Source organism: Psychrobacter pacificensis (genome assembly GCF_018336615.1).
In the GTDB taxonomy this organism is placed as follows: domain Bacteria; phylum Pseudomonadota; class Gammaproteobacteria; order Pseudomonadales; family Moraxellaceae; genus Psychrobacter; species Psychrobacter pacificensis.
In genome coordinates, this window is record NZ_CP048752.1 from 2,531,197 (window position 1) to 2,556,511 (window position 25,315).

The window sequence follows — 25,315 nt, forward strand, 5'->3', positions numbered from 1 at the left end:
CCACTAATACCCCAAACTGGTCAGCGCACGCTCATCATCAGACCAACCGCGTTTGACTTTGACCCATAGCGTTAGCATAATCTTTTTGTCAAACAGTTGCTCCATGTCTTTACGAGCATCCATACCGACTTGCTTGATGCGCTGGCCTTTATCACCAATGACAATGGCTTTTTGACCACTACGCTCAACATAGATAGTTGCATCAATAAAAGTACAGGCTTTACGTGGACGCCCTGTCTTTGGATCAGTGTGTGCAGGCTCATCTTTAAACGCGTCGATCTGTACAGTCAAGTCGTATGGCACTTCATCACCAGCACTACGTATGATTTTTTCACGAATGATTTCGCTCGCTAAAAATCGCTCTGAACGATCAGTGATTTGCTCTGTATCATAAATAGGTGCAGCAACTGGTAAATGTGAGGCAATCACTTCTTGCAAACGATCTAAGTTTTGGTTCTTGAGCGCCGATACTGGCACGATATCAGCAAAGTCAAAACTTTCATTAAAGGTTTCAATAAGCGGCAATACGCTGCCTTTATCTTTTAAAGTATCTGATTTATTAATGACCAGTACGATCGTTAAATCGGTCTCACCAAGCTTTTGCAGCGTCAATAGATCATCATCACGCCATTGATCTGAGTCAACAACGAACAATACCAGATCAACATCTACTAGAGCAGATACTGCCGCTTTATTCATACGCTCATTAATCGCACGTACTTCATTGCGATGGATACCTGGCGTATCGACAAACACCGCCTGCATCTCGTGATTGGACAAAATGCCATGAATACGATGACGAGTTGTTTGCGGCTTACGTGAGGTAATAGACAGCTTTTGACCCAATAAGTGGTTCATCAACGTTGACTTACCGACGTTTGGGCGTCCAACGATGGCCACATAGCCTGATCTAAAATCATCAGCCAACTGGGCACTACCACTTGGTGCAAAAAACGCTTCAATCGCCAGATCGTTTTCTAGTGTGATATCTTCCACGCTATCTGCATTCGTATCGACATCTGTATTTTCAATCATATTTTGAGTACTATCTTCATTATTCGATGGCACATCAGGGTGATTGCTCATAAGTTGATCCTATAGGGTTTATATCCAGCCAAATATGACTTAATAGTTTGTCGGTGTAGTTACTATTGGATATCAGCTGGTAATATTTGAAATAAGTAGTATATAAGGTAAATTAGGTCTATGCCGCTTCAGGTCTTATCACGCAAAAGCGGCATTGTTGACTCAGAAATATGCCTGTAATCACCTGCAAATATTCGCTAAGAGCGTTTTTTAGCGGATCCTGGAAGTTTGTGCAGCTGATTGATCATAAGTTCTGCTGCTTTTTGCTCAGCGATGCGGCGACTTTCACCAGATTCAGTAATATCAGGGCAGTTCTGAATATTCACGTGACAGCGTACTACGAAAATTTGATGGGGAGCGTTGCCACGTGTTTCCATAAGCTCGTAGCTTGGCAAATCAAATTGCTTAGACTGTAACCACTCTTGCAAACGGCTCTTCGCATCTTTTAGTGCTTTTTGGTCATTGACGTTGTCAATCAAGTCTCCATACCAAGAGAGTACGCAATGACGAGTAATTTCCATATCTTGACTGTCTAAATAGATGGCTCCAATCAAAGACTCTACCGCATCCGCCAATATAGAAGCACGATTACGGCCGCCACCCTTACGCTCACCAACGCCTAATATCAGATGGTTAGATAGCTCTAGATTTTGCGCGATAATAACCAATGATTCTTGGCGGACCAAAGTTGCACGCATACGGGTTAGACGCCCTTCGTTTTGATTAGGATAACGATGGTATAAAGCCTCACCCACAATCATGCCCAAAAGCGCATCACCTAAAAACTCTAGACGCTCATAATTTTTTTTGCTGTCAAATGAGCGGTGCGTCAATGCAAGCTTTGGCAGGCTCAAATCATTAAATACATAGCCTAACTTGCGCGTTAAGACTGCTAAGCGCTGAGTAAATTCTGAGCTAACAACAAGCGTGTCGACAGACGTGCTATTTTTTTTAGGAGTAAGAACCGCTTGGGAATGTTGCGAAGTTGGTTTCATGCGTGGCTTGTGATTATCCCTTCTGTTTTACAGATTCAGTTTAATAAGAGTCTATATTGGATTTTGTTGAGGACACTAAAGCGCTGTCCTATCTTATAATTATTTATTCTGCTGTAGCCATATCGATGTCTCCTTCGAAACGATTCACAATATCGACATTGCTAAAGAACGTATTGGTTACTGCATATTCTTTATGAATGGCCAATTGGCCCGTTTTTTTATTGGTAAAAGTGAATACATCTTCTGCCTTGGTGTCATAGTCAGCATTGATGGATAGCTGTTTATTAACACGCTCAACGAATTGCTTGGCTGTCTCGTTATTGTCATTGGCTACTTTAAGCTCTGCACTCAAGAGCTTAGTCAACTGATAGTCACCAATTTGAGCAGGCACAATGGCCACTAGGAGTTTAACCGCGATCCCCAACATCATAATAATGAGAACGATGTTTGTCACACTAGCACCGCGCTGCGTGGCAAGACCAGATAACTGCTGCATTATGATATCCCTCTACAGATAGATGACTATTTTTAATAGCGTTCTATACCTATGACTTAGATAGTAAAACGCTATTTATTGAATAGTAACGATATTAGCATAAAACTATTATCGATAACTCAATCAATAGAGTACTCATGGTATTAATCAATGGTACCATTACGCTCGAAAGTTGGTAAGTTTAATCCTGGCGGTTTATGCATCCAAATATAGACCGCTTTACCCGCTAAATTTTCATCAGGAACAAATCCCCAAAAGCGACCATCTGCACTGCGATCACGGTTGTCACCCATGACAAAATACTGACCCTCTGGCACTTTAATGCGCCACTCTGTACCTTCTGAACTCACAACTTCTGGTGATTGTTGTTGTAGGAAGGGAGCATACTGTGAGCTGTTCATACCATTTAAGTAGCGAACAAGGTGTGTGTTTTTACCCTGTGTCTCTTGGAAATATTGTGCGGCGCCCTCTTCTTCCTGACCCATCGCAGCAGCACTCTCTTCTGTGAGCACCTGACCTGGACCAACTTGTCCTGGCAAATAAAGCTGTGACGTCAATTCTGCATTGGCCGAAAAATCGACAGGCGTCGTCTCCACTGGTACATCATTAATAGAGATTGTGCCTTGATTGTAGCTGACGGTATCGCCAGGCAACCCAATCAAGCGCTTGATATAGTAGATGCTTGGGTTTTCAGGATAACGGAATACCACTACATCGCCATGCTCAGGCTCGCCAGTATCCAAAACTTTATTATACGTTAGCGGTAGACGAACGCCATACGCATACTTGTTGACCGCAATAAAATCACCTGTATATAACGTTGGCACCATAGAGGATGATGGAATATTAAAAGGCTCAATCAAAAACGAGCGTACGATCAATACGACGGCCAACACAGGAAAAAAATCATAGGCCCATCGCACTAACAGGCTCTCTTGACCTCGACCGCGAGTTTTGCGCTGCTTGAGTGCCAGCTTATCTAGCAACCAGACAATTCCTAAGCCTATGGTCAACGGCACTAAAATTAAATTGAAATCAAAATCCATACCAAATTGCCTATTAACGTGCTGTTTGTCTAGTTGCTTTGATCAAAAAACTGACGACATTCAACTACTGCTATGTACAAAAACTATCTGAGATAGCACTGTCTATTAACTATCAACTTGCAAGACAGCCAAGAAGGCTTCTTGTGGAATCTCCACACTACCCACTTGTTTCATACGTTTTTTACCTGCTTTTTGCTTAGCCAACAGCTTTTTCTTACGCGATACGTCACCGCCATAGCATTTGGCCAAGACATCTTTACGCATGGCTTTTACCGTACTACGACCAATGATCTGACTACCAATTGCGGCTTGAATCGCCACGTCGAACATTTGACGTGGTATCAGCTCTTTCATCTTGCTCACCAATTGATTACCACGGAAACGCGCTTGGTCTTGGTGTACAATCATTGCCAAGGCATCCACCTTTTCACCGTTGATTAGCACGTCGACTTTGACCAATTTGTCCACTTGATAACGATCAAAATTATAGTCCAGTGATGCAAAACCACGCGAGACTGATTTTAGACGGTCAAAGAAATCCATGACCACCTCACCCATCGGAATATCAAAGATAACCTGAACCTGCTTACCCATGAAGCGCATATCGACCTGTACACCGCGGCGCTCAATACACAGTGTCATGACGTTACCCAAGTAATCTTGCGGTACTAAAATCTGACAGCGGGCAATTGGCTCACGGAACTCTTCGATATTGTTGGGCTCAGGCAGTCTTGATGGATTATCAACATAGATGACTTCGCCGCCTTTCTTTTCAATCTCATAGATAACTGAAGGCGCAGTGGTGATCAAATCCAAGTCATACTCACGCTCTAAGCGCTCTTGGATAATCTCCATGTGTAGCATGCCTAAGAAGCCACAACGAAAGCCAAAGCCTAACGCGTCTGAAGTATCAGGCTCAAAAAATAATGACGCATCGTTGATTTGCAATTTCTGCAGCGCTTCACGGAATTTTTCAAAATCACTCGAATCGACTGGGAACATTCCTGCATATACTTGTGGCGTGATCTGTTTAAAACCTGGGATACGTTCAACATCAGGCGTACTGGCATGTGTAATCGTATCGCCAACTGGCGCGCCTGCAATATCTTTGATACCAGCGATAACAAAGCCTACTTCACCCGCTTCTAAGATACCCGTATCGACAGGTTTGGGCGTGAATACACCGATAGAGCTTACTGGATGAGCATCGCCCGTTGATTTGATATAGATCTTATCGCCTTTTTTTACCGTCCCTTCACGTACGCGAACCAGTGAGACCACACCCAGATAACTGTCAAACCATGAATCAATGATAAGTGCTTGTAAGGGTGCTTCACGGTCGCCAGTCGGTGCTGGAATGAATTCAACCAACGCTTCCAACAATTTATCGACACCCAGACCAGATTTCGCTGAAACACGAGGGGCATCAATGGCTTCTATTCCGATAATATCTTCAATCTCTTGAATGACGCGCTCAGGCTCCACTTGCGGTAGATCAATCTTGTTAAGGACAGCCATGACTTCTAGGCCCTGATCGACTGCGGTATAACAGTTGGCAACCGACTGTGCTTCTACGCCTTGCGCGGCATCGACCACCAATAGCGCGCCTTCGCAAGCGGCCAATGAGCGTGACACCTCATACGAGAAATCAACGTGACCTGGCGTATCAATAAAGTTAAGCTGATAGCGCTCACCATTAGGATGGTCATAATATAGCGTGACCGACTGCGCTTTAATAGTGATACCGCGCTCACGCTCAATATCCATCGAGTCGAGCACCTGCGCCTGCATCTCGCGATCTTGCAAGGCACCGCACATCTGAATAAAACGATCGGCAAGGGTCGACTTACCATGATCAATGTGGGCAATGATTGAAAAGTTACGAATATTGGCTAATGCAGTCACAAAGCGCCTACTAAATTAAAGGTGATAGAATAAAGATAAGAGATAAATATGGTCAAGTACACTTGATAAGATAGGTATGCTTCGTTAAAACGTATGCTACAGGTCAGCTGTTGTGTCGATCGTAATCCTTAGAATGGATAACCTCGCCTAAAGCCCAGTACTTAGTACGGTAACTCTGCTGCGCTTTTGTACGCACATACCAAAGAGTATTCTAGCAGTTTTCTACTGCAAAGTAAGGCGATTTTAGTAGCAGAGAAAGTATTTATCAAGTAAGCGAGACTGACAGACATCTAACAAGGAGTATTTGACTAAGCAATAGCACATACAAACCTTGTAAATGAAAGATTATTTCAGGCAAAAAAAAGCCAATCCCAGAGAGATTGGCTTTTTAATACTGCTATATATGGTGGCGATGGAGAGACTTGAACTCTCGACCTCACGATTATGAGTCGTGCGCTCTAACCAGCTGAGCTACATCGCCGTTTTAGGCTGCACATTATGCCCAAGCTGCTGACCGCCGTCAACCCCTAATGGGCATTTTTTGCAAAAAAATGAATGTCATTCAAATTAACTGCACTTACTTACTACAACAAATGATAAAAAAGGTTTGGTAAACCGATAAGCCGGGTTCTGTCGTGGACGATCATTCCTCTAGGCGTATCATCGCTGATACGCTCAAGCAACCTACCCGCATCGAACGCGGGCCGCGCCATGCCGATGCCTATTTGGTCTTGCTACGCGTGGAGTTTACCATGCCGTGAGATGTTGCCATTCACGCGGTGCGCTCTTACCGCACCCTTTCACCCTTACCGATGACATTGGTGTCTTGCGACAATCAACTAAGTCAAAGGCGGTCTACTCTCTGCTGCACTGGTCGTCAGATTACTCTGCCCAGCCGTTAGCTGGCACGCTGCCCTATGTAGCCCGGACTTTCCTCCCCTGCTCATCTGTTGCCAGTGTACAGCGGCGATCGCCTAGTCTACCAAGCGCGCTAGTATAGCAAAACTAACGCCTGTATGGGAATGTCTTTTCAGCTTATTTTTAGAATGACTTTAATGACCTTAAAAGCATTTTAAACACTTAGATAAACGCTGTTGGCAAGGCTATGTCAGCATCATCTGAATGTTCATTTGCTTGTTTGGCTAAGACCAGCCAGTGCGCTTTGGGATAATAGCGCGCCAAATACGCCTGCAAAAAATCAATGGTACTATTTGCAATCTCAGCATCCGTTTGCTCAGCATCATCATGGATATGATTGTAAATCACACTATGGATCATTAAGCCGCGCGATTTTATGGCTTCTAAGCTTAGTAACGTATGATTGATGCTACCCAGTCGGCCAGAGGTGACCAAGACGATAGGATAGCCTTGCTTGGCAATATAATCCAAGGTTAATAGTTGCTCATTTATCGGTACCAGTAGCCCGCCTGCCCCTTCAAGCAATACCACATCGTAATCAGCTTGCAATGCTTTGGTGGCATCAGTAATCACATTGATGTTAAGAGGCTGATTGGCCAATGCTGCGGACAGATGCGGTGACGCAGGCTTCTCATAGCGATAAGGACAGGTGGTAAAGTCCAGATCGCATGGCTGTAATGGCATCTGCATCAATTGACGGTGACTTAAAATATCATCCGCAATGCCTAGCTCGCCATCTGCTTGTTTACTGATGCCTGTTTGCACCAATTTTTGCGTGATAACGTTCACACCCTGCTGCATCAACGCTTTGGCAAGTAGACCCGTGGCATAGGTTTTGCCGATATCGGTATCAATGCCGGATACAAATAGCACGCTCATGGTTAACCTCGATGTTCTAAATATTTACGTACTACTTTTAGCAGCGCTTGGCATAAGGTGGTCAGCTCGTCATTTGTAACCACATAAGGTGGCATGATGTATACCAGCTTCCCAAAGGGTCTGACCCAGATGCCATGATCAATCAATAAAGATTGAAAAATGGGCATATCAACAGCGTCTTCTAACTCAATCACTGCCACTGCCCCCAAACAACGTACCTCGGCAACACCTGCCAGCTGCGCAGCTGGCGTCAGGGCTTGCTCCATCGTACGTTGCATACTGGCAGTACGCGTTTCGATATCATAAGACAAGATCAAATCAATCGATGCACAGGCGACCGCACAGGCGAGCGGATTACCCATAAAAGTCGGGCCATGCATCAGCGCTGGACAGTCACTATTATGAATGGTATCGGCAATTTTGCGGGTACATAGTGTTGCGGCAAAAGTCATGTAGCCGCCGGTCAGCGCCTTGCCAATGGTCATGATATCAGGGCTGATGCCAGCATGTTCACACGCAAATAGTTTGCCACTACGCCCAAACCCAGTAGCAATCTCATCGGCAATCAATAGTACATTATGCTTATCGCACAGTTGACGCAGCAATTGTAGATATTCAGGACTATAAAAACGCATACCACCTGCGCCCTGAATAATCGGCTCGATAATAAATCCTGCCAGCTGCGCGCCATACTCTGCAAAAAACTGAGCTAATGTTTCACGATCATCTACTGTCAATACGCGATCAAACCCAAGTGGCGGCGCAGGAACGAAATGTTGCATCGGTAATTGCTTGCCATACAGACTGTGCATTCCATTGATAGGATCACAGACACTCATGGCATGCCAAGTATCTCCGTAATACCCTGAATGGGTTGACGCAAACTGCTGCTTGTTTGGGCGCTTGGCAGCCACTTGATATTGCAGCGCCATTTTTAGTGCCACTTCTACGGCGATACTGCCACTGTCCGCATAAAAAATAGCGTCAAGGCTAGAAGGCACAATATCGAGTAGCTTTTTGCCCAAGTCTATCGCTGGCTGGTGGGTCAAGCCACCAAACATCACATGCGCCATTTTCCCCAGCTGCTGAGTCAGTGCGTCATTTAGCTTAGGATGATTGTAGCCATGGACGCTCGCCCACCATGACGACATACCATCAATTAAGCGCGTGCCGTCTTCAGTAATGATATAAATCCCTTCAGCGCGATCGATAACGATATTGGAATAGATGGGTGGTAGGCTGGCATATGGATGCCATAAGTGCCGTTGATCAAACTCATTCGTTGCTTGGATGGCTGTGGTGATCGTGGTTTTTTTGGTCATCGTATTGTCCCTAAAACGTTGTAAACCCAAACGTCATCAATCGCTTATCAAGATTTTATTGACCTGTAATACGCTTGTATTTGGCTAATAAATCATTTTCTGTCTCGACATGATTGGGGTCATGAGGGATACAGTCGACGGGACAAATCACCACGCATTGTGGCTCGTCAAAATGTCCGACACATTCTGTGCATAGATCTGGATCAATGACATAAATATCATCGCCTTCTGAGATGGCCTCATTGGGGCAAGCAGGCTCACACACATCACAGTTAATGCACTCATCAGTGATTAATAGCGCCATAAACTGCTCCTTATATTTTTGCTCATATTAGCCCTATCTGGCTGCGCTTGACTGTTTTAGCAAGTGCTAGCAGAGTATTTTTGATGCAGCATCTTTTAGTTACTATTTAATTTTTTGTCAAAAGCTTGCAACACACAAGGTGGGACAAATTTACTGACATCGCCACCGAGTTTGGCAATTTCACGAATCATCGTAGATGAGATAAATGAATAGTTCTGAGAGGGGGTCAAAAATACGGCTTCAAAGTTTTCATCCAGCTCGCGGTTCATATTGGCCAGTTGAAACTCGTACTCAAAATCGGACATCGCTCGCAGCCCGCGCAGCACGGCGGTGGCGTGTTTTTCGCGCATAAAATCAACGAGCAACCCTTCAAAGCCAATCACCGAGACTTGCGGCAAATCGGCAAATACGGTCTCGACTAAAGCAACGCGCTCTTCAAAATTAAATAGAGGTTTTTTATGATGCCCCGAGGCAACCGCGATCACAACCTCATCAAAGAGCTTGGTTGCGCGTGTCACCAAATCCACATGACCATTGGTAATGGGATCAAACGTACCAGGATATAGAATTTTGGTGTGTAGCTTTGAGGAATTAGGAGAAATAGAATGGCTCATAGCATGGCTAATATAATCGGTAATATTAGGCCATATGCTAGCAAATTTTGCTCAAACTTAATACTTATCTGCTACATTTGTCCTAACAGCCGATTTACCTTTTCACCAGAGGCTTTGATACAATAGGCGGTTCGACTCATCTGACTTATAATCCAAATAAAATTCAATACCATTGAATGGGTTAAGATGAGGAATTAGTAGGACTGGTCAAATAAGGCGCCTGTGTTTTTAGGCAATCCTTATGGAGAAATTATGTCAAAAAAATCAAAAAAACCTGATAATCAGATTTGCGCCAATAAAAAGGCGCGTCATGAATATTTTATCGAAGAAACCTTTGAAGCGGGACTGGCATTGCAAGGCTGGGAAGTCAAAGCCATTCGTGCAGGAAAAATGACCATCACTGAAGCGTACGTCATATTTCGCAATAACGAAGCTTTCTTATTTGGTGCGCACATTCAGCCATTACTATCGAGCTCTACGCACGTTAGTCCAGACAGTATTCGTACCCGTAAACTGCTGCTCAATCGTCGTGAAATCGAAAAACTGTCTGGAGCAATCAATCAAAAAGGCTACGCTTGCGTACCGCTGTCTTGCTACTGGAAAAACTCGCTAGTGAAATGCCAAATCGGCCTCGCACTAGGTAAAAAGCAGCATGACAAACGTAAGACGTTAAAAGATCGTGACTGGGAACGTGATAAGCAGCGTGGTTTCAAGCAGCACTTGGGTTAATATTCATTCAAGTATTGTCGAACAATCATTATAAAAAAGGACGGCTCAGTAAATATTGAGCCGTCCTTTTTTGTACCTTATTAATGCTTATATAGTCAGTTCAAAACAAAAATATCATAAGTTCCAAAGCGCTACTGGGATGAATTTTTCACAGACTCTGTGTATACAGCACGCAAGGAAAATTTATACCAGTAGCGCCATAACATTTTTAAATTGAATCTACTATACTTATCAACTGTTAACACTCGTGACTGACAATACTCATTAACTACCATACTAGCCGCTTACGCGACCTGCCCCTTGATTGATGATGGCACACTTTTACGAGCGCGAAGCTGCTTTATCCCATGAGCAATCAAACAAGCAATACCCAACCAGATCAACCCATAGCTATAAATCATTGCTGATTCAAACGGATTGCCGAGCACCGTCACCGCCAATATAAATAGCAATGCAGGTTCTATATAACTCATCATGCCATAGACATTGACGGGTAGCATTTGGCTGGCATCAATATTGGTTTTCATTGCTAGGATGCTCAAAACGCCAAGACCAACTAACATCATGATCAAAAATCCAGACCCTGCTACCATTGCCAAATTGCTAGGTGCAAAAAAGTACAAGTAACCAAGCGCAAATGGGGCAAACAAGGTCAGATCGACCAGCATACCAGTGATGGCGTCAATGCCTTGGAGTCTACGCACGATATAATATATCGGATAAGTACCACACACCCACAATGTCGCCCAAGAAACACTCTGCGTACGAATGATTTCACTACATACCCCTACCGCCGCAAATGCGACCGCAAGCCACTGTAGACGACTGAGCTTTTCGCCGAACAGCAGGCAACCGAACACCACCATCATGAGTGGAAACAAAAAATAGCCCATCGCGGTTTGTACACCTTGCCCATTGACCGGTGCCCACATAAATAGCCAAAGCTGACTCAAAAATATCGGCGTAGGTAGTAGTAACCATGCCCACTGTTTGACTGAGCGCAAAGCACGCAATTTATCGATGTGCATGCCTAGCCGTCCACTTATCAATAAGTAGCCAACCAACACCGCCCACATTGACAGCATACGCCAGATAAACACTTGTGTGCCTGACAAAGGCGTCAGAAAGCTGCTATACGCATAGAGCACACCAAACAAAATATTGGATAAGATGGCAAATGACACTCCCAACATCAGCGTGCGCTGCTGCGTGTTACCAGTCGTCCAAATCGCAGGCAATGGCAAACGTGAAGTAGTGGTTGCTAGCGCATTAGCGAATACATTGGAGAGCATTGAGATAGACATGATAAGCACCGTAGTTATTAGTAGATGATAAAAAAACAATTACTCGCTCTTTTTTTAAAGCAGCTCTGATTGGTACGGTCTATTTTACTAGAGTGCTTTGATATATTATCTCTATAAAAATGTATTTATGGATAAATTTATCAAAATGATGTCATATAAATAACTATTTTCTTAAATTTAAATTATTAGTGATAATATTTATAATCGAAAACCTAATAATCATAATTAATGAGGGTACATTATCATGAGCCATATCCTAGACAGCACTGATAAAGCTATTTTGAATTTATTGCAAGACGATGCGACATTACCGCTTAAAACTGTCGCAGAACGAGTGCATGTGTCTGTTGCCACTGCTCAGCGTCGCATTCAAGCATTGATAGATAGCGGCGTGATTACCAAGCAAGTCGCCATCGTTAATCCTAATAAAGTGGGTTACGGTCTGACCGCAGTGGTGATGATAGAAATGGAGCGCTCCAACACATCAATGCAGCGCCGGTTTGAGCGTTTGATGGATTCGCAAACACAGGTGATGAGCTGTTATGAAGTATCTGGCGATTTTGATTTTATGCTGATGGTCAATGCCAAAAACATGAGCGACTACCACCAGTTCACCCGTAGCTTGCTGACTTACGAAAACAATGTACGCAATTTTAAGAGTCAGTTTGTGATGAACTTTACCAAGAGTGGAACCAAGATTACCTTAGACTAAATACATCTACCTGTATTAGTTGAGTTGGTATCAGCTTTTTTATTAATAATTGGTGTTTAAACTGCATTCAAAACTTGTAGAAAATTAACATAAGTTGGATAATATTAGCAATTTTTATTCACCGTAGTAGACAAGGAAGCCTGAGCATGACCTCTCAATCAGACTACCCTCATAAAATAAACAGCAGGTACAGCACTCTAAACCAAATACGCCCAAAAGCTTTGGTAACAGGAACCATGTTGGCTTCAATGCTTGCAATGTCAGGCTGTGCGACCAGCTCATTGCTAGAAAGTAATGACCATATCATCACGACCAAGCAGACATTGTCAGAAGATCAAGTGATCGCTTTTGGCCGTCCGGCGCAAGCATTACCAAAAACGCCAAATGCAACGATGGTTATCGTTGGTGAAAAAAACAGCTACGTACTCACCCAAGGTGGGACTGAGATGACCAGTTTGCTCAGCAATCTGACACAAAAAAACATTCACGTTGACAATGACATGAATTTTTATGTCCCCAATAACGATGGACACTTCCAAGGGGAGATGAAGCTGTCTTATGCCAAACTAAAAGACGAGTTTGGACGCTCAGATTATCAGTTCTTTTTACAAAATAATGCCCGAGAGTGTACCTCAGCCAGTGATCAACGTATTGGTGCCCAGCGTTTTTGTTTTAATGTCCCCGTGAAAGGTGCCATATATCCGCAAGTGAGTAATTTAAGCTTGATTCAGTCAAATTATCGCGCTCTAACCAAGCCTTATACGGTAAGCTTTTATACTCAAACGCAGCAAAAAAACACAAACCGTCATGGACCAAATAGCGCACAAAAACTGGTGCTGCTGCCCTTTGCCCTTGCATTTGATGTGGTGACTTTCCCGCTTCAATTATTAGATAATTAAAAGCTATCAGACAGCGCACTGACTCACCTGAAACCATAAGGTACGTTACGAGGCGATATCCGTACTTGCTCGTAACGTGCTCACTTGATAGGTTAAAATAATTTTTCAACAATGGCTTTTGGATAACTTTGCTTGGCCGTTTGTGCCGCTTGAAACAGTATCTCATCTGCCTCTACAGGACCAGTAATATCGCACAAGCACACGTAGGCAAGCTGCATCAGATTGTTTAACAGGTGCTCATTGTCCGGTACAGGTGGACGATTACCTTCCAAAAATTGATTGATATTGATGTGGTGCCCTTTGAAGGTGCGTTCTTGCGAAACAGTTTGGTGCATACTATGAAAAAAGCTGCGACTATCTGCTGCCGTTAGCTGACTGCGCAGCGCTTCAATCACGGTATAAAATGCGAGAACGGACTCAGAGATAGGTACGGGTGCATTGATTGTCTCGTTATGGCCATTGTGACTGTCAGACTCCACTGTCTGCTGACTATCCACTTGCAACGTAGCCCAAAAGCCTTTACGAATTTTAGATTTGTGATCTTGTAGTTCAGGATAGCGCCTTGTCGCATCCAACACACACTGCTGCATCATTTTGACAGAGACAGTTGAGTACTGTTGCCACTGCCTCTTGAGCAGGCGCACCTCTTCAGGATGTAAATACTCTGACAGCACCTCTGCCATCGCAGACACGGTTTGGTCGACGGATTGAGTATCAATATTCATCAGCTCTCTCCTATAAATGCCGCTCTGTTAGGCTTTTCGCATCGAACATCTGCTTTTGGAATTCAGGATAGCCGAGCTCGGCATGCTCGGTATAATCAAGGCCACGCTGCTCATGTAAGCGGCTGGCCTTTAACCCAAAGCTCATATCAATCAGCTTATACATCACAAGACCAAGCCCTAGCCCCCATGCCAGTGCTACTCCCACGCCTAGCGCTTGTACGCCAATTCGTGATAGGTTGAATAAATCCTCTGTATAAAACAATCCAGCCGCGAGTGTGCCCCATGCACCGCCGAATCCATGCACTGCCACCGCTGATACCACATCGTCTATTTTGAGCTTCAATAATGCTTGCGTGGATAAAATATAGACCACAGAGGCGATGGCACCGATGACAACGGCGAAAACAGGCGTTGTTGTGGCACAGCCTGCCGTGATAGACACCAGACCAATCAAACTGGCATTGACACTATCACTGAGCAAAATGGCTTTGCTCATTGTCCGAGCAATCAGCATGTAGCTCACCACCGCACTGACCGCAGCGATAAAAGTATTGACGGCAATCAAGCCAATATTTCCAGTGATAGATAATGTCGATCCAGCATTGAAGCCGAACCAACCAAACCATAAGATAAACCCGCCAAGCGCCAATAGCGTCATGTTGTGACCTGCGATGAGTCTTGGCGTACCATCAGGGGCAAAGCGCCCCAGTCTTGGCCCAATGATTAAGATGCCTGCCAGTGCCAACCAGCCCCCGATAGAATGCACCACGGTCGACCCAGCAAAATCGATAAAACCAAGCTCAGCTAGCCAGCCTGACCCGCCGAAATACCCACCCCAGACCCAGCTGGCAAACACAGGATAGATAAATAGACAGATCAAACAGGCGGCGACTGCATAGCCGATAAACGAGACACGCTCTGCCATGGCACCACTCGCGATGGTCACCGCTGTCGCCGCAAACATCATCTGAAAGAACATCAGTGCCCAGTCCATATTGGACAGATTGACTGGCATAAAATGATCGGTACCGACAAACCCCGAATTATTAGTACCCATCATCAACCCAAAACCCACCAAATAAAACGCCAGACCACCGATACACATGTCGGTGTAGTTTTTCATCATCACATTGACGGCGTTCTTGGCACGCACGGAGCCGCTCTCTAGTAGCGCAAAACCTGCCTGCATAAAGAACACCAAAACCCCGCCCCAAACAATCCAAGCGATGTTTTGATATTCGAGTAGCTGCGCCACCGTCAATGTGTCAGCCGCGGCCGCTTGTGCACTGGCGATCGTGCCAAACAATAGCGTCCCCAGCATAAGTATCTTGTGCAGTAATGTTCTTAGTAGCTCTTTTATCGCATTCAGCCCAACAGATGATGTTCTCATTTTATCTCCAAACACTTATCTATCCGTTCAATTTTTATCGGTGCACCATTTTCACTCATGAATGCACACAAATAAGCCCTAACGGGGTTGGAGCAAAAGCTATGCCAAAAGCTATGGATGAAAATCAGAACGGCTAACAAACATGAGAAAACAAATGATTAGTGCTGACCGAACCCATACTTTGATAACTGCACTTTAACAACCATGCTTGCGACAATGTGACGGTTCTGCTGAAACCATTTTTACCATTGTTTGGTTGGGCTAGTCGCTTACTTTGCATAAGCAGTTTATCTCGCGCTATCAATAACTTATCGGCAATCACCACTCATAGAATAGGTCGCATAGTGAAGGTGATTCATGTTAAAATGAGCGCTTTTAAATCAGCCTTTATTATCAATGATGAATAAAGGTTGTATTTTTAGTGCCATTTTCTAATTAACAGGTCCGCCCATGTCTGCCAATACCATTGCCCGCACTGCCTTTAAACAAGGCACCAAGCCACTTTATGATTATGACAAACACTGGGCGAGCTGCTACGAGCCTGCGCCTTATCTGCCGATGAGCCGCAAAGAAATGGACGATCTGGGCTGGGATGCTTGCGATGTTATCATCGTCTCAGGCGATGCCTATGTCGATCACCCAAGCTTTGGTATGGCGATTATCGGTCGCTTGCTTGAGTCACAAGGCTTTCGCGTCGGTATCATCGCGCAGCCTGATTGGAAGAGCAAAGACGCCTTTATGGAGCTTGGCAAACCTGTCTATGCGTACGGCGTGACCGCTGGCAATATGGATAGTATGATCAACCGCTATACCGCCGATCGTAAAATCCGTAGTGATGATGCCTACTCTCCTGGCAACGTGGCTAATAAGCGCCCTGACCGCGCGGCTATCGTCTATAGCCAGCGCTGCCGTGAAGCCTATCCTGATGTGCCTATTATCTTGGGCGGTATTGAGGGCAGCTTACGCCGTATCGCGCATTATGACTATTGGTCAGACAAAGTGCGCCGTAGTATTTTGCTCGATGCGCGTGCGGATGTCTTACTCTATGGTAATGCTGAGCGCGCCATCGTCGATGTCGTACATGGTCTGTCAAAAGGCTATAGCTTTGAGCAAATGAGTAAGCTACGCGGTACAGCGTATTTATTGACCCCAACGCGTCGTCATTGGCAAGCGGATATGACTGAGGTCGCTAGTAACGATGTCGATACCGTTGGCCGTGTCGATCCGATCATCAACCCGTATGTCATGACCGAAGACGTTGATAGCTGCTCAATTGAGCAGAACAAACCATCGGACTCGCCTGTCGGGCAAGCCATGCCGTCATCAATGTCGTCACAGTATCAAGGTTTTGTCGCTGAGCCCGTCACTGACAAAATCATTAATGCCGACCAAGTGGACACTGATACCCAAGTGGTACAGATGCGCGGCTTTGACAGTGCGTTTAATAAGCCAAAAACCGCCCGCAAGCATAAAATCAAAATGCCCCCACGTGAGCAAACGGTGATTCGTCTGCCTGACTATGAGCATGTCAAATCTGACCCTGTGCTTTATGCGCATGCCAACCGTATCTTACATTTAGAGACCAATCCGGGTAACGCTCGCGCGCTGGTGCAGCGTCATAGTAGCGGTGCAGGTAACTCGCATACTTCTATCGATGTCTGGCTGAACCCACCACCGATTCCACTCTCGACAGAAGAGATGGATTATGTGTTTGACCTGCCCTATGCCCGTCTGCCGCACCCAAGCTATGGCGATGCGCGTATCCCTGCTTATGACATGATCAAGTTTTCGGTCAATATCATGCGCGGCTGTTTTGGTGGTTGTACCTTCTGCTCGATCACCGAGCACGAAGGCCGTATCATCCAAAACCGTTCAGAAGACTCAATCTTGCGTGAAGTCGAAGCGATTCGTGATACTGCACCCAACTACACTGGCGTGATCTCTGATCTTGGTGGGCCAACGGCCAATATGTATCGTCTGAGCTGTAAAGACGAGACGATTGAGAAAAACTGCCGTAAACCGTCTTGCGTCTATCCTGATGTCTGCGAAAACCTGCTGACCGATCACAGTAATTTGACCAAACTGTATCGCAAAGCCCGTGATATCAAAGGCGTGAAAAAAATCCTTATCGCGTCTGGTCTGCGTTATGATTTGGCGGTTAAAGATCCTGAATACGTCAAAGAGCTGGTCACGCACCACGTCGGTGGCTATCTAAAAATCGCCCCTGAACACTCAGAAGACAACGTATTGTCAAAAATGATGAAGCCTGGCATGGGCACGTATGATGAGTTCAAAGCCATGTTCGAGCGCTTTAGTGCCGAGGCGGGCAAAGAGCAGTACCTCATCCCTTACTTTATCGCCGCGCACCCTGGCACCACCGATGAAGATATGATGAACCTTGCGCTGTGGCTCAAACGCAATGGCTTTCGCGCGGACCAAGTACAGGCATTTTATCCAAGCCCGATGGCGACCGCCACGACCATGTATCACACGCACAAAGACCCGCTGCACAAAATCAACCGCGAGCAAGGCGATGTGACCATCGTCAAATCGGGCAAACAGCGTAAATTGCACAAGGCATTCTTGCGCTATCACGACCCAAAAAACTGGGCGCTACTACGTGACGCGCTAAAAGCCATGGGGCGCAGTGACTTGATTGGCAAGAGCCGCGCTTGTCTTATCCCGCCATTTAACGCAAGCTTAGAAGGGCGTGACGCGGGGCAAGACAGCTACCAATCGGCACGCAAAAAGAACAGTCGCCTAGGCAATGACTCAGTGAAGCGTAGCAACAACTCGTCAAACAACAACGCTGCAAACCGTGCTGGCACAAGCAAAAATACGGTCGGGAAAAACAGTAAGAAAAAAGTCAGTAAAGGCAATTTCCAAACTCAGCATACAGGTCTGCCACCGCGCAAAACCAAATAGCTTGATAAGAAATAGCATTAAAATATGATCTAAACGTCGGTCGTGTTAAATCCATAAAAAGCCCCTACCAGCGCTCAGTTGATAGGTGCTTTTTTATCTGACTTATTAATGAATAAAAATTCAAATGATTATCGTTTATCTTTCAATAGGCTGGCGATGGTAAGTTACATTTGTCATTGATTGGGTAACGAAGCTAATAGGTAATGAACAATTTCTAACACGGCAATACTTCGTTTTCGCTACTATAAGCCTCATATGCTAAACGCATTATTAAGAACAAGTAAATGACACCAGTAATACTTTGGAGAAAATGATGAATACCATCACTAAAATTGCAACTGCCCTACCTGCGCTTGCCTTACTGAGCGCTTGTGCCACGACTGCCTCTACCACGCCAGAGACGACTGATACCCCTGCGCCAGAAAAAGTCACTGCCGCTTATGACCGCATGGCAGCAGCCCCATATACCTGTACCGATGGCAGCACCATCATGGCAAAACAGTCTATTAACAAAAAACAAGTCATGCTCAATGCCACCTTACCTAAAGTAAAATGGACAGAGCAAAAGCTCGTCTTAAACGGTGATGTAAAAGGCGACGTCGCAAGCTATGTCAACGACTCAAATCCAAAAGCGGTCTATGCGTGGCACATGAAAGGTGACAAAGGAATCTTTGCAATGAAATGGGCAAGCGGTCAAGAATATAAAGTAAACTGCCAACTCTAATCAATCAAAGATAAGCAGCACTCTATCAAAAGTAAAACAGTCGCCCTAGAGTGGCTGTTTTTTATGCGTGTTCTTTATACACATCTTCTCTCTGATGATTATGAATATCATCAGTGCTGGTTTGTTTTGCTAGAGAAGCACACCGAAACCTGTCAAAATAGCCTTTAGCACCAATTAATGATGATCAATAATAAAAAGGATAACCCGATGGCGACGCGTCTGATAACGATGATGGTAATGGCAGCTGCTAGTATGTGGACGCTAACAGGCTGCGATAATAACACCGAAACCCCTAACCAAGCCTCTAAAACAGCGGCGACCGCATCAGACTCGTCAACACCCGCAGCCGATCAGATAGACTGGTCGCTAGTCGATAGCGGGACAAAGCCTGCCGATCCCACCAACTATAAGTATCCATTTGCAATCGACAGTCAAAACGTCCGTGACTATGCAGAGTACTTCGATGTGGACGCGGCGACAGCGCAGCACAACCTCACTATCAGTATGGCAAGTAACGAAGCGCTATCCAAAGCCTTGGATCAGCTGAGCGAAACCTATGTCTCACATGAGCTGACCGATGGTAACGAGATGACACTGGTCATTCATACCACACCCAATGTCGCTGCCAGTCGCTATGACTATGTGTTATCAGACGACTTTGCCAAAGGGTTGATATTACCTATCGTAATCAAACCTGATGGCAAAAAAGGGGATGCTAAGGCGCATGCTGAGATGGTTGAATAGTGTGGATAGTAATTTCCATAGAATAGCAGCATAGATGTTAACCCATGCTGCTATTCTGCTTGAGCCTTTTATTAGAAATATAACTTACTTATACCATTCCTGCTTTATAGCTTCAAAATCTAAATCCCTCCACTCTTCCTTCCATAGCTTCCAGTATGGAATATCATTCGATGAAGGAGGGGTTATACATTTATTAATCTGAATAATTGAAGGAAGTACAACTGAATCCCCTATCAATAATCCTTCGCCCGCTTTAAAAGCAGGCATCATATTTATTAAACTACCTAATGTATCGGGTAATAATTTTTTAACATAGCTTTGATCATTAGGATTAGTTAGTCGCATTGCAATGAAGTTATTACATTGCGAGAAAATAGTTTCAGATATCTCGGAAGGTCTTTGGCTAGCTAGAAGCAAAGAAATACCATATTTCCTACCTTCTTTAGCAATCCTTTCAATTGAATGCTTCGATGCACGGAATTTTATTAACTCGCTTTTTGGTACATATTTATGTGCTTCTTCATAAACCAATAAAATTGGAATATCATTATTGATAGTTTCATCAGGATTTCGATCACACCTCAGACGTTTATAAATATATCCATACTCAAATATAATTCTAGAAATTAGAGATACTGTAACACTAAGCACCTCAAAAGGGACACCGCTTAAATCAATAATAGTTACGTTTGAAATACTGTCTCCAGAACAACCCATCAATTGCTTCAAAGTATCCTCAAAGCTTATTTCTTTTGATTTTTGACCTAAAAGAAAGTCTAGTCTTTTGTCGTTTACCTTACTACTGAGCCTATTCAAAAAATTTATTAACGTACCATTAAGAGTACCGCTAGCAGTAGTAGTAATACACTCTATGTCATCACTAAAAAGCTTATACTCTGTAGATTCCGAAAAATCAAATTCTTCTTGATCAGACGTTCTCCAAATTATTCTATGATCTTTATCTCTTTTTTCATTATTCCTATTTCTAATATAACTAAGCACTTCATCTAAGTTAAAAAAAGATGGGAAATCATAGTGAATCTTATCCTTTTTTAAAGGATCATCACAGTGAAATTTTCTATTATTCACAACTGCCTGTTTAAAAACATTACGTTGATTATGATCATTAATTTCTGTATCTAAGAAAAGATCTTCTAACTCATCACTATTAAGCATCCAGTAAGGTAGAACCAGACTTCCTATATCTAAGATATTTGCATCAGGAAATGCAGATCTATATTCAGAGTGAATATCAAAAATAATCACTTGAGAATTATTTAACTCAAAATCTCCATCTTTTTGGGAAATAGCTTTTTGAAGTATTGTAGATACTGTATGAGACTTTCCTGATCCTGTTGATCCCACGATAGCTATATGTTTATTGAAAAATTTATTACCATCCACAGGCACATTTATACTTTCGTTAGAAGACAATTTAGAGAAACAAAACTCATTTTCCTTCACAATAGAGCTTTCATATATTTTCTTAATATCTTCAACAGTAGCAGGTTCAACCTTTTTTGGTGGAATAGCAATTGAATCTCCACCCCGAATAAAGCAATCATCTTTGATGATACCTAGCGGATGGGCTTCTAGTAAATAACTACGTTTACCATCATCATTTACTTCAATTGAGAAATTCTCGATTATACCAATAAGCATCACATTTTCATTATCGGATATTCTTAAATAAGAACCAACTTTAAGAGATTCATCAGCTAAACTAAATTCTTTCAAATCATCTACAGAAATTTTTACCTTATCTGGAGATACTGCAATAACTTCAGCATTTAATCTTCCATTGATATCAATACATACTGTATCCATCAGATTACTTCCTTAATGTCTTTAATCTCTTTTAGTTCAATCCTAATATGTTTCATATTATCATTTTCATAATATAGTCGGTTCACTATAAAATCGATACAATAAGATTAAACGCTATTTTGCGCAGCCTCTGGAGACGTAGTCACAGCAAGCAAGAAAAATAGCGTTTAATCAAATGAATTTATTATCCTGTATCGTTTTTATTTAGACTTAACTATAGAAAAACGGTTCATCTATATAAAACTGATAAATACATACCATTTTATCACTAAATTTTAATATCGTTTTCAAGTCTTCAATATTATTCAAAAATTTTATTTCTATTGGATTTTCATAGCTGATAGCCTGTAACATAAATCTTGGTGAGAAATCTGCACCTTGAAAGTAATACCCATCAATAAATTTTCTTCCAGCACTTGTTAAATATTTTTTTATTTCAATAATTTCTTTTTCTTCTATATTTTTTATAAAAATAAATGGACAAAACCTGTCAGGCGTTCTTTTAGTTAACTTACTATATTTTTTGGAAATTAATAATATTAGCTCTATCAAATCCGCTCTGTCATAACTATTAATATCCACCTCTAATAGGAAAAACCTATTAAAGCTTTCAACATTTAAAGCAGAAAATATATTCTTTTTTAAATTTTTTAGATGCTGATTTTTTCCTTTTATCTCAACAAACCATTTATTGAATATAATTTCCTTCTTATTGATATTTCTTAAAAAATCTGATTTTGAAACCTTTCTATCATTAACATTAGACTGTATAGATAAATTCTTTATTTCATTTAAAGCATTGTTATAGTAGTAATTCTCAGCCTCAAATCTTTCGCAATTAAATATCCTCTCCATATTTTCAAATATTATTTCTAATTAACTACTATACTCCGTAGCATAGACATCAATATCTAAAATAGAAATAAATTCCTCTAACTCATTATCTGTAGCTTGCAGTTTCTCGTAATGTTTATGCTCAACTTCACCTTTCCTATAAGTAAGAAATGCAGACTTAAGAAGATCTAAATCAATTGTTTGTATCAGTTTATCCTGTCCAGATTTATAGTGACCGTATAGTTTATACTTAATTTTCCTACTATTATTCCTTTTTCTATTAATAAAATCATCAAACATTAGTCTAATAGGTTTAGAGATAACTGAGTGGTTATATTCAGTATTCTCATAATATTTGCATTGTATAGCAGTTATCTCACCTCCTTCCTCAATATCAAGATCTTCTATTTCTTCTACAGTTAGTATATTGCTTGGGTTTTCCTGACTAAGGATTTGAAAAATAGTGTAATCAAACTGATAAAAATAGCCTTTGATTGTATGAATAGCGCTTCTGTCACTCATTTCAAACCCTTATTTAGAATAAATTAAAAATAAATTAAGCTTTTCATAGTAAAAATCTTATAAACATATTAATTAATAATCTAAAAATAGTAAACTGGATTTTATTTTTAACCTCCAACCATCGCCAAAAACTCATCTTCACCCACTACTTTAACGCCTAACTTCTCTGCCTTCGTCAGCTTCGAACCTGCTTTTTCCCCTGCCAGTAGCGCAGTGGTTTTTGCGGAGATGCTGCCTGATACTTTTGCACCGAGCGCTTGCAGTTTGGCTTTGGCTTCATCACGCGCCATGCTCGCAAGCGCTCCGGTGATAACCCACGTCTGCCCATCGAGCGGCAAGCCATCTGCCGAGACCGCCTCGACCGCGTCCCAATGCACACCCGCTGCCTGTAGCGCGTCAATCACCTCAATGTTGTGCGGGGCGCGGAAAAACTCATGCACCAGCTCGGCGGTAATCGCGCCCACGTCGGGGGTCTGTAGTAGCGCGTCGATATCCGCCTGCATCAAGGGGGCAAGCTCGCCAAACTGCTGCGCGAGGTTTTGCGCGGTGCTCTCGCCCACGCCGCGAATGCCGAGCGCGTAGATAAAGCGCGCAAGGGTGGTGTGTTTGCTCGCTTCAATGGCGGCAAGGATGTTATTGACCGACTTTTCGCCCAGCTTTTCAAAGTTAATCAAATCATTGGTGTGCTTGTGCAGCTGATAGATATCGGCGACGGTCTTGATGAGTCCGTGCTCAAAAAAGCTAATCAGCCAGCGCTCACCAAGCCCATCGATATCCATAGCACGACGTGAAACAAAGTGAATCAGCGCCTCAGTCTGCTGCGCTGGGCAATACAGTCCGCCTGTGCAGCGTGCCAATGCCTCATCTTCTGGTAGGATGACAGGCGAATCACAGACAGGACAAGTCGAAGGTAGGGTCACAGGTTCAGAATCCGCTGGGCGCTGGTCTGCCCAAACGCGGGTGACTTTGGGTATCACATCGCCTGCGCGGTGGACGCTGACCATATCGCCTGCTCGCACGTCAAGGCGCTGGATCTCACCAAAGTTATGCAAGGTGACATTGCTGACGGTGACACCGCCGACTTTGACGGGTTCGAGCTTACCGACTGGGGTGATTTGACCCGTACGGCCAACTTGCCATTCGATATCGTTGAGACGCGTCATCACAGTCTCGGCAGGGAATTTATAGGCCGTCGCCCAGCGCGGTTCACGGGATAAGAAGCCGAGCTGCTGCTGCAAGGCAAGACTATTCACCTTAATCACCATACCATCAATCTCAAATGGCAAATCGGCACGACTTTCTATCACTGACTCATAATAAGTCTGCGCGGCGCGTGGATTGGCGACCACTTCTACAGCGCTGACGGTGAAGCCAAGCTTGGTAAGCCATGCCAGCGCCCCTGACTGGGTATCGATACTTTCAGGCAGTCCTTGATTGACCGAATAGCCATAAAATGCGAGTGGACGACTGGCGGCTATGACGGGATCAAGCTGACGTAAGCTACCAGCAGCGGCATTACGTGGATTGGCAAAGGTTTTACCTTCGCTCGCCTCGCTAAGTCGATTCAGACGCTCAAACCCCGCCTTTGGCATCAGCACTTCACCGCGCACTTCTAACAACTCGATATCAGCCGCATCGGCGATCCATAGTGGTAAATTGCGAATGGTTTTGGCATTTTGGGTAATGTCCTCACCCGTCTGCCCATCACCGCGCGTGACCGCTTGGACAAATTTGCCATGCTCATATTTTAATGAAACGGCCAATCCATCAAGCTTTAGCTCCATCTCGTATTCAGGGTTTTGCTGCGAGTCGCTAAGACGATCATTGACACGGCGCATAAAGTCACGCAAATCATCATATTCAAAGACATTGCCCAGCGATAGCATCGGGATGTCATGCGTGACTTGGGTAAAGGCCGATAGCGGCATATCGCCGACTTGATTGATTGGGCTATCTGGCTGAACCAAATCTGGATAGGCTTCTTCAATCTCAAGCAGCGAGCGGCGCAATTGATCGTATTCGCTGTCTTCTAAGATTGGATTATCAAGCACATAGTAGGCGTAGTTGTGCGTTTTTATCGACTCGATAAGCATGCGCATTTGCGAGACAATTTCTGCATTATTATTTGTGCCGTCATTGGCCGAACTGGCTATATTAGATGTTGCACTTTGTACTTGAGCAGATAGGTTTTTAGAATTATTTGGTGAGGTGGCGTCAGTCATAGTCGGGGTCTTTTTTGTCATTCAAGATGCCGATATGATAACAAGTTTGCAGGATACTCGGATATAGCCAATCCTATATAAATCAGCTACTGTGTCAGGCTCGCTCAGTCTACTATGTGTAGTACTTTCACTCACCTTCCTCGTATCTAAATTATCTTGAACCGGCTCTAGATCTTTTAAGAAACTATAGCCC

General features: G+C 43.6%; 22 protein-coding genes, 1 tRNA gene, 1 other RNA gene and 1 pseudogene. 7 read left to right on the forward strand and 18 right to left on the reverse strand.

What is annotated here, in order from left to right; genetic code table 11:
• Nucleotides 1–3: 3 nt before the first annotated feature.
• From era to GYK50_RS10770, 10 genes are all read right to left on the reverse strand, one after another.
• Nucleotides 4–1,035 (reverse strand): GTPase Era, encoded by a 1,032-nt coding sequence (era, locus tag GYK50_RS10725; RefSeq protein ID WP_212564552.1) that lies wholly within the window; start codon nucleotides 1,033–1,035, stop codon nucleotides 4–6.
• Between the two features lie 248 nt (nucleotides 1,036–1,283).
• Entirely contained in the window at nucleotides 1,284–2,081 is a 798-nt protein-coding gene (rnc, locus tag GYK50_RS10730) for a ribonuclease III (RefSeq protein ID WP_212563905.1), read from the reverse strand.
• Nucleotides 2,082–2,184: 103 nt separating this feature from the next.
• On the reverse strand, nucleotides 2,185–2,577 hold the full coding sequence (locus GYK50_RS10735; RefSeq protein WP_223334848.1) for a DUF4845 domain-containing protein: 393 nt from the start codon (nucleotides 2,575–2,577) through the stop codon (nucleotides 2,185–2,187).
• A 143-nt stretch (nucleotides 2,578–2,720) separates the two neighbouring features.
• Nucleotides 2,721–3,623 carry a signal peptidase I gene (gene lepB, locus GYK50_RS10740; RefSeq protein WP_212563906.1) on the reverse strand — a complete coding sequence of 301 codons (903 nt, stop codon included), beginning with the start codon at nucleotides 3,621–3,623 and terminating at the stop codon, nucleotides 2,721–2,723.
• 105 nt (nucleotides 3,624–3,728) lie between these two features.
• Entirely contained in the window at nucleotides 3,729–5,528 is a 1,800-nt protein-coding gene (lepA, locus tag GYK50_RS10745; protein WP_212563907.1) for a translation elongation factor 4, read from the reverse strand.
• A gap of 404 nt (nucleotides 5,529–5,932) precedes the next feature.
• A tRNA-Met gene (locus GYK50_RS10750) sits at nucleotides 5,933–6,009 on the reverse strand.
• A 122-nt stretch (nucleotides 6,010–6,131) separates the two neighbouring features.
• Nucleotides 6,132–6,514: RNase P RNA component class A (gene rnpB, locus GYK50_RS10755), an RNA gene on the reverse strand.
• Nucleotides 6,515–6,608: 94 nt separating this feature from the next.
• A complete protein-coding gene (gene bioD / locus GYK50_RS10760) occupies nucleotides 6,609–7,325 on the reverse strand; it encodes a dethiobiotin synthase (RefSeq protein WP_212563908.1) in 717 nt (238 codons plus the stop codon).
• A 2-nt stretch (nucleotides 7,326–7,327) separates the two neighbouring features.
• Nucleotides 7,328–8,647, reverse strand: a complete 1,320-nt coding sequence (gene bioA, locus GYK50_RS10765) for an adenosylmethionine--8-amino-7-oxononanoate transaminase (protein WP_420070457.1) — start codon at nucleotides 8,645–8,647, stop codon at nucleotides 7,328–7,330.
• 55 nt (nucleotides 8,648–8,702) lie between these two features.
• Nucleotides 8,703–8,951, reverse strand: a complete 249-nt coding sequence (locus tag GYK50_RS10770) for a YfhL family 4Fe-4S dicluster ferredoxin (RefSeq protein WP_058024492.1) — start codon at nucleotides 8,949–8,951, stop codon at nucleotides 8,703–8,705.
• Between GYK50_RS10770 and GYK50_RS12925 the strand changes: the two are divergent.
• A pseudogene (locus GYK50_RS12925) lies at nucleotides 8,952–9,002 on the forward strand (hypothetical protein); the annotation flags it as partial.
• 44 nt (nucleotides 9,003–9,046) lie between these two features.
• Here the strand turns inward: GYK50_RS12925 and coaD are convergent.
• Nucleotides 9,047–9,565: a pantetheine-phosphate adenylyltransferase gene (coaD, locus tag GYK50_RS10775; RefSeq protein WP_058024491.1), complete on the reverse strand. Its 519-nt coding sequence runs from the start codon at nucleotides 9,563–9,565 to the stop codon at nucleotides 9,047–9,049.
• Nucleotides 9,566–9,817: 252 nt separating this feature from the next.
• Here coaD and smpB point away from each other — a divergent pair, with 252 nt between their 5' ends.
• Complete coding sequence (gene smpB / locus GYK50_RS10780; protein ID WP_093067726.1) at nucleotides 9,818–10,294, forward strand: SsrA-binding protein SmpB; 477 nt, start codon at nucleotides 9,818–9,820, stop codon at nucleotides 10,292–10,294.
• A gap of 284 nt (nucleotides 10,295–10,578) precedes the next feature.
• Here smpB and rarD read toward each other — a convergent pair whose 3' ends face one another.
• Nucleotides 10,579–11,598, reverse strand: a complete 1,020-nt coding sequence (rarD, locus tag GYK50_RS10785) for an EamA family transporter RarD (RefSeq protein WP_286707827.1) — start codon at nucleotides 11,596–11,598, stop codon at nucleotides 10,579–10,581.
• Between the two features lie 244 nt (nucleotides 11,599–11,842).
• On the opposite strand from rarD, the gene GYK50_RS10790 reads away from it, so the two are divergent.
• A complete protein-coding gene (locus GYK50_RS10790; RefSeq protein ID WP_071002305.1) occupies nucleotides 11,843–12,310 on the forward strand; it encodes an Lrp/AsnC family transcriptional regulator in 468 nt (155 codons plus the stop codon).
• A 236-nt stretch (nucleotides 12,311–12,546) separates the two neighbouring features.
• On the forward strand, nucleotides 12,547–13,209 hold the full coding sequence (locus GYK50_RS10795; RefSeq protein WP_212563909.1) for a YidX family protein: 663 nt from the start codon (nucleotides 12,547–12,549) through the stop codon (nucleotides 13,207–13,209).
• A gap of 92 nt (nucleotides 13,210–13,301) precedes the next feature.
• Here GYK50_RS10795 and GYK50_RS10800 read toward each other — a convergent pair whose 3' ends face one another.
• Both GYK50_RS10800 and GYK50_RS10805 read right to left on the reverse strand, forming a co-directional pair.
• Nucleotides 13,302–13,934, reverse strand: a complete 633-nt coding sequence (locus GYK50_RS10800) for a hypothetical protein (RefSeq protein WP_212563910.1) — start codon at nucleotides 13,932–13,934, stop codon at nucleotides 13,302–13,304.
• 10 nt (nucleotides 13,935–13,944) lie between these two features.
• Nucleotides 13,945–15,255, reverse strand: a complete 1,311-nt coding sequence (locus GYK50_RS10805; RefSeq protein ID WP_414706358.1) for an ammonium transporter — start codon at nucleotides 15,253–15,255, stop codon at nucleotides 13,945–13,947.
• Between the two features lie 519 nt (nucleotides 15,256–15,774).
• Here GYK50_RS10805 and GYK50_RS10810 point away from each other — a divergent pair.
• The 3 genes from GYK50_RS10810 to GYK50_RS10820 all read left to right on the forward strand — a co-directional run bounded on the left by GYK50_RS10810 (nucleotide 15,775) and on the right by GYK50_RS10820 (nucleotide 19,717).
• Nucleotides 15,775–18,249 (forward strand): YgiQ family radical SAM protein, encoded by a 2,475-nt coding sequence (locus GYK50_RS10810; protein ID WP_212563911.1) that lies wholly within the window; start codon nucleotides 15,775–15,777, stop codon nucleotides 18,247–18,249.
• Nucleotides 18,250–18,562: 313 nt separating this feature from the next.
• A complete protein-coding gene (locus tag GYK50_RS10815; RefSeq protein ID WP_212563912.1) occupies nucleotides 18,563–18,973 on the forward strand; it encodes a hypothetical protein in 411 nt (136 codons plus the stop codon).
• A 177-nt stretch (nucleotides 18,974–19,150) separates the two neighbouring features.
• Entirely contained in the window at nucleotides 19,151–19,717 is a 567-nt protein-coding gene (locus GYK50_RS10820) for a hypothetical protein (RefSeq protein ID WP_286707826.1), read from the forward strand.
• A gap of 84 nt (nucleotides 19,718–19,801) precedes the next feature.
• Here GYK50_RS10820 and herA read toward each other — a convergent pair whose 3' ends face one another.
• The 4 genes from herA to ligA form a co-directional block, all read right to left on the reverse strand.
• On the reverse strand, nucleotides 19,802–21,544 hold the full coding sequence (gene herA / locus GYK50_RS10825; protein WP_212563913.1) for an anti-phage-associated helicase HerA: 1,743 nt from the start codon (nucleotides 21,542–21,544) through the stop codon (nucleotides 19,802–19,804).
• Nucleotides 21,545–21,754: 210 nt separating this feature from the next.
• Nucleotides 21,755–22,399: a hypothetical protein gene (locus GYK50_RS10830; protein ID WP_212563914.1), complete on the reverse strand. Its 645-nt coding sequence runs from the start codon at nucleotides 22,397–22,399 to the stop codon at nucleotides 21,755–21,757.
• Nucleotides 22,400–22,420: 21 nt separating this feature from the next.
• A complete protein-coding gene (locus GYK50_RS10835) occupies nucleotides 22,421–22,900 on the reverse strand; it encodes a hypothetical protein (RefSeq protein ID WP_212563915.1) in 480 nt (159 codons plus the stop codon).
• Between the two features lie 107 nt (nucleotides 22,901–23,007).
• Nucleotides 23,008–25,122 carry an NAD-dependent DNA ligase LigA gene (ligA, locus tag GYK50_RS10840; RefSeq protein ID WP_212563916.1) on the reverse strand — a complete coding sequence of 705 codons (2,115 nt, stop codon included), beginning with the start codon at nucleotides 25,120–25,122 and terminating at the stop codon, nucleotides 23,008–23,010.
• Nucleotides 25,123–25,315: the final 193 nt, after the last annotated feature.

Excerpts from the sequence above, each read along its gene's own strand:
- lepB (WP_212563906.1), bottom strand. The coding sequence starts at position 3,623 with ATGGATTTTGATTTCAATTTAATTTTAGTGCCGTTGACCATAGGCTTA.
- GYK50_RS10800 (WP_212563910.1), bottom strand. The coding sequence starts at position 13,934 with ATGAATATTGATACTCAATCCGTCGACCAAACCGTGTCTGCGATGGCA.
- rarD (WP_286707827.1), bottom strand. The coding sequence starts at position 11,598 with ATGTCTATCTCAATGCTCTCCAATGTATTCGCTAATGCGCTAGCAACC.
- GYK50_RS10830 (WP_212563914.1), bottom strand. The coding sequence starts at position 22,399 with ATGGAGAGGATATTTAATTGCGAAAGATTTGAGGCTGAGAATTACTAC.
- GYK50_RS10795 (WP_212563909.1), top strand. The coding sequence starts at position 12,547 with ATGTTGGCTTCAATGCTTGCAATGTCAGGCTGTGCGACCAGCTCATTG.
- GYK50_RS10805 (WP_414706358.1), bottom strand. The coding sequence starts at position 15,255 with ATGCTGGGGACGCTATTGTTTGGCACGATCGCCAGTGCACAAGCGGCC.
- GYK50_RS10815 (WP_212563912.1), top strand. The coding sequence starts at position 18,563 with ATGAATACCATCACTAAAATTGCAACTGCCCTACCTGCGCTTGCCTTA.
- bioD (WP_212563908.1), bottom strand. The coding sequence starts at position 7,325 with ATGAGCGTGCTATTTGTATCCGGCATTGATACCGATATCGGCAAAACC.
- rnc (WP_212563905.1), bottom strand. The coding sequence starts at position 2,081 with ATGAAACCAACTTCGCAACATTCCCAAGCGGTTCTTACTCCTAAAAAA.
- herA (WP_212563913.1), bottom strand. The coding sequence starts at position 21,544 with ATGGATACAGTATGTATTGATATCAATGGAAGATTAAATGCTGAAGTT.
- GYK50_RS10790 (WP_071002305.1), top strand. The coding sequence starts at position 11,843 with ATGAGCCATATCCTAGACAGCACTGATAAAGCTATTTTGAATTTATTG.
- GYK50_RS10820 (WP_286707826.1), top strand. The coding sequence starts at position 19,151 with ATGATGATCAATAATAAAAAGGATAACCCGATGGCGACGCGTCTGATA.
- GYK50_RS10835 (WP_212563915.1), bottom strand. The coding sequence starts at position 22,900 with ATGAGTGACAGAAGCGCTATTCATACAATCAAAGGCTATTTTTATCAG.
- GYK50_RS10810 (WP_212563911.1), top strand. The coding sequence starts at position 15,775 with ATGTCTGCCAATACCATTGCCCGCACTGCCTTTAAACAAGGCACCAAG.
- ligA (WP_212563916.1), bottom strand. The coding sequence starts at position 25,122 with ATGACTGACGCCACCTCACCAAATAATTCTAAAAACCTATCTGCTCAA.
- smpB (WP_093067726.1), top strand. The coding sequence starts at position 9,818 with ATGTCAAAAAAATCAAAAAAACCTGATAATCAGATTTGCGCCAATAAA.
- bioA (WP_420070457.1), bottom strand. The coding sequence starts at position 8,647 with ATGACCAAAAAAACCACGATCACCACAGCCATCCAAGCAACGAATGAG.
- era (WP_212564552.1), bottom strand. The coding sequence starts at position 1,035 with ATGATTGAAAATACAGATGTCGATACGAATGCAGATAGCGTGGAAGAT.
- coaD (WP_058024491.1), bottom strand. The coding sequence starts at position 9,565 with ATGAGCCATTCTATTTCTCCTAATTCCTCAAAGCTACACACCAAAATT.
- GYK50_RS10735 (WP_223334848.1), bottom strand. The coding sequence starts at position 2,577 with ATGCAGCAGTTATCTGGTCTTGCCACGCAGCGCGGTGCTAGTGTGACA.
- GYK50_RS10770 (WP_058024492.1), bottom strand. The coding sequence starts at position 8,951 with ATGGCGCTATTAATCACTGATGAGTGCATTAACTGTGATGTGTGTGAG.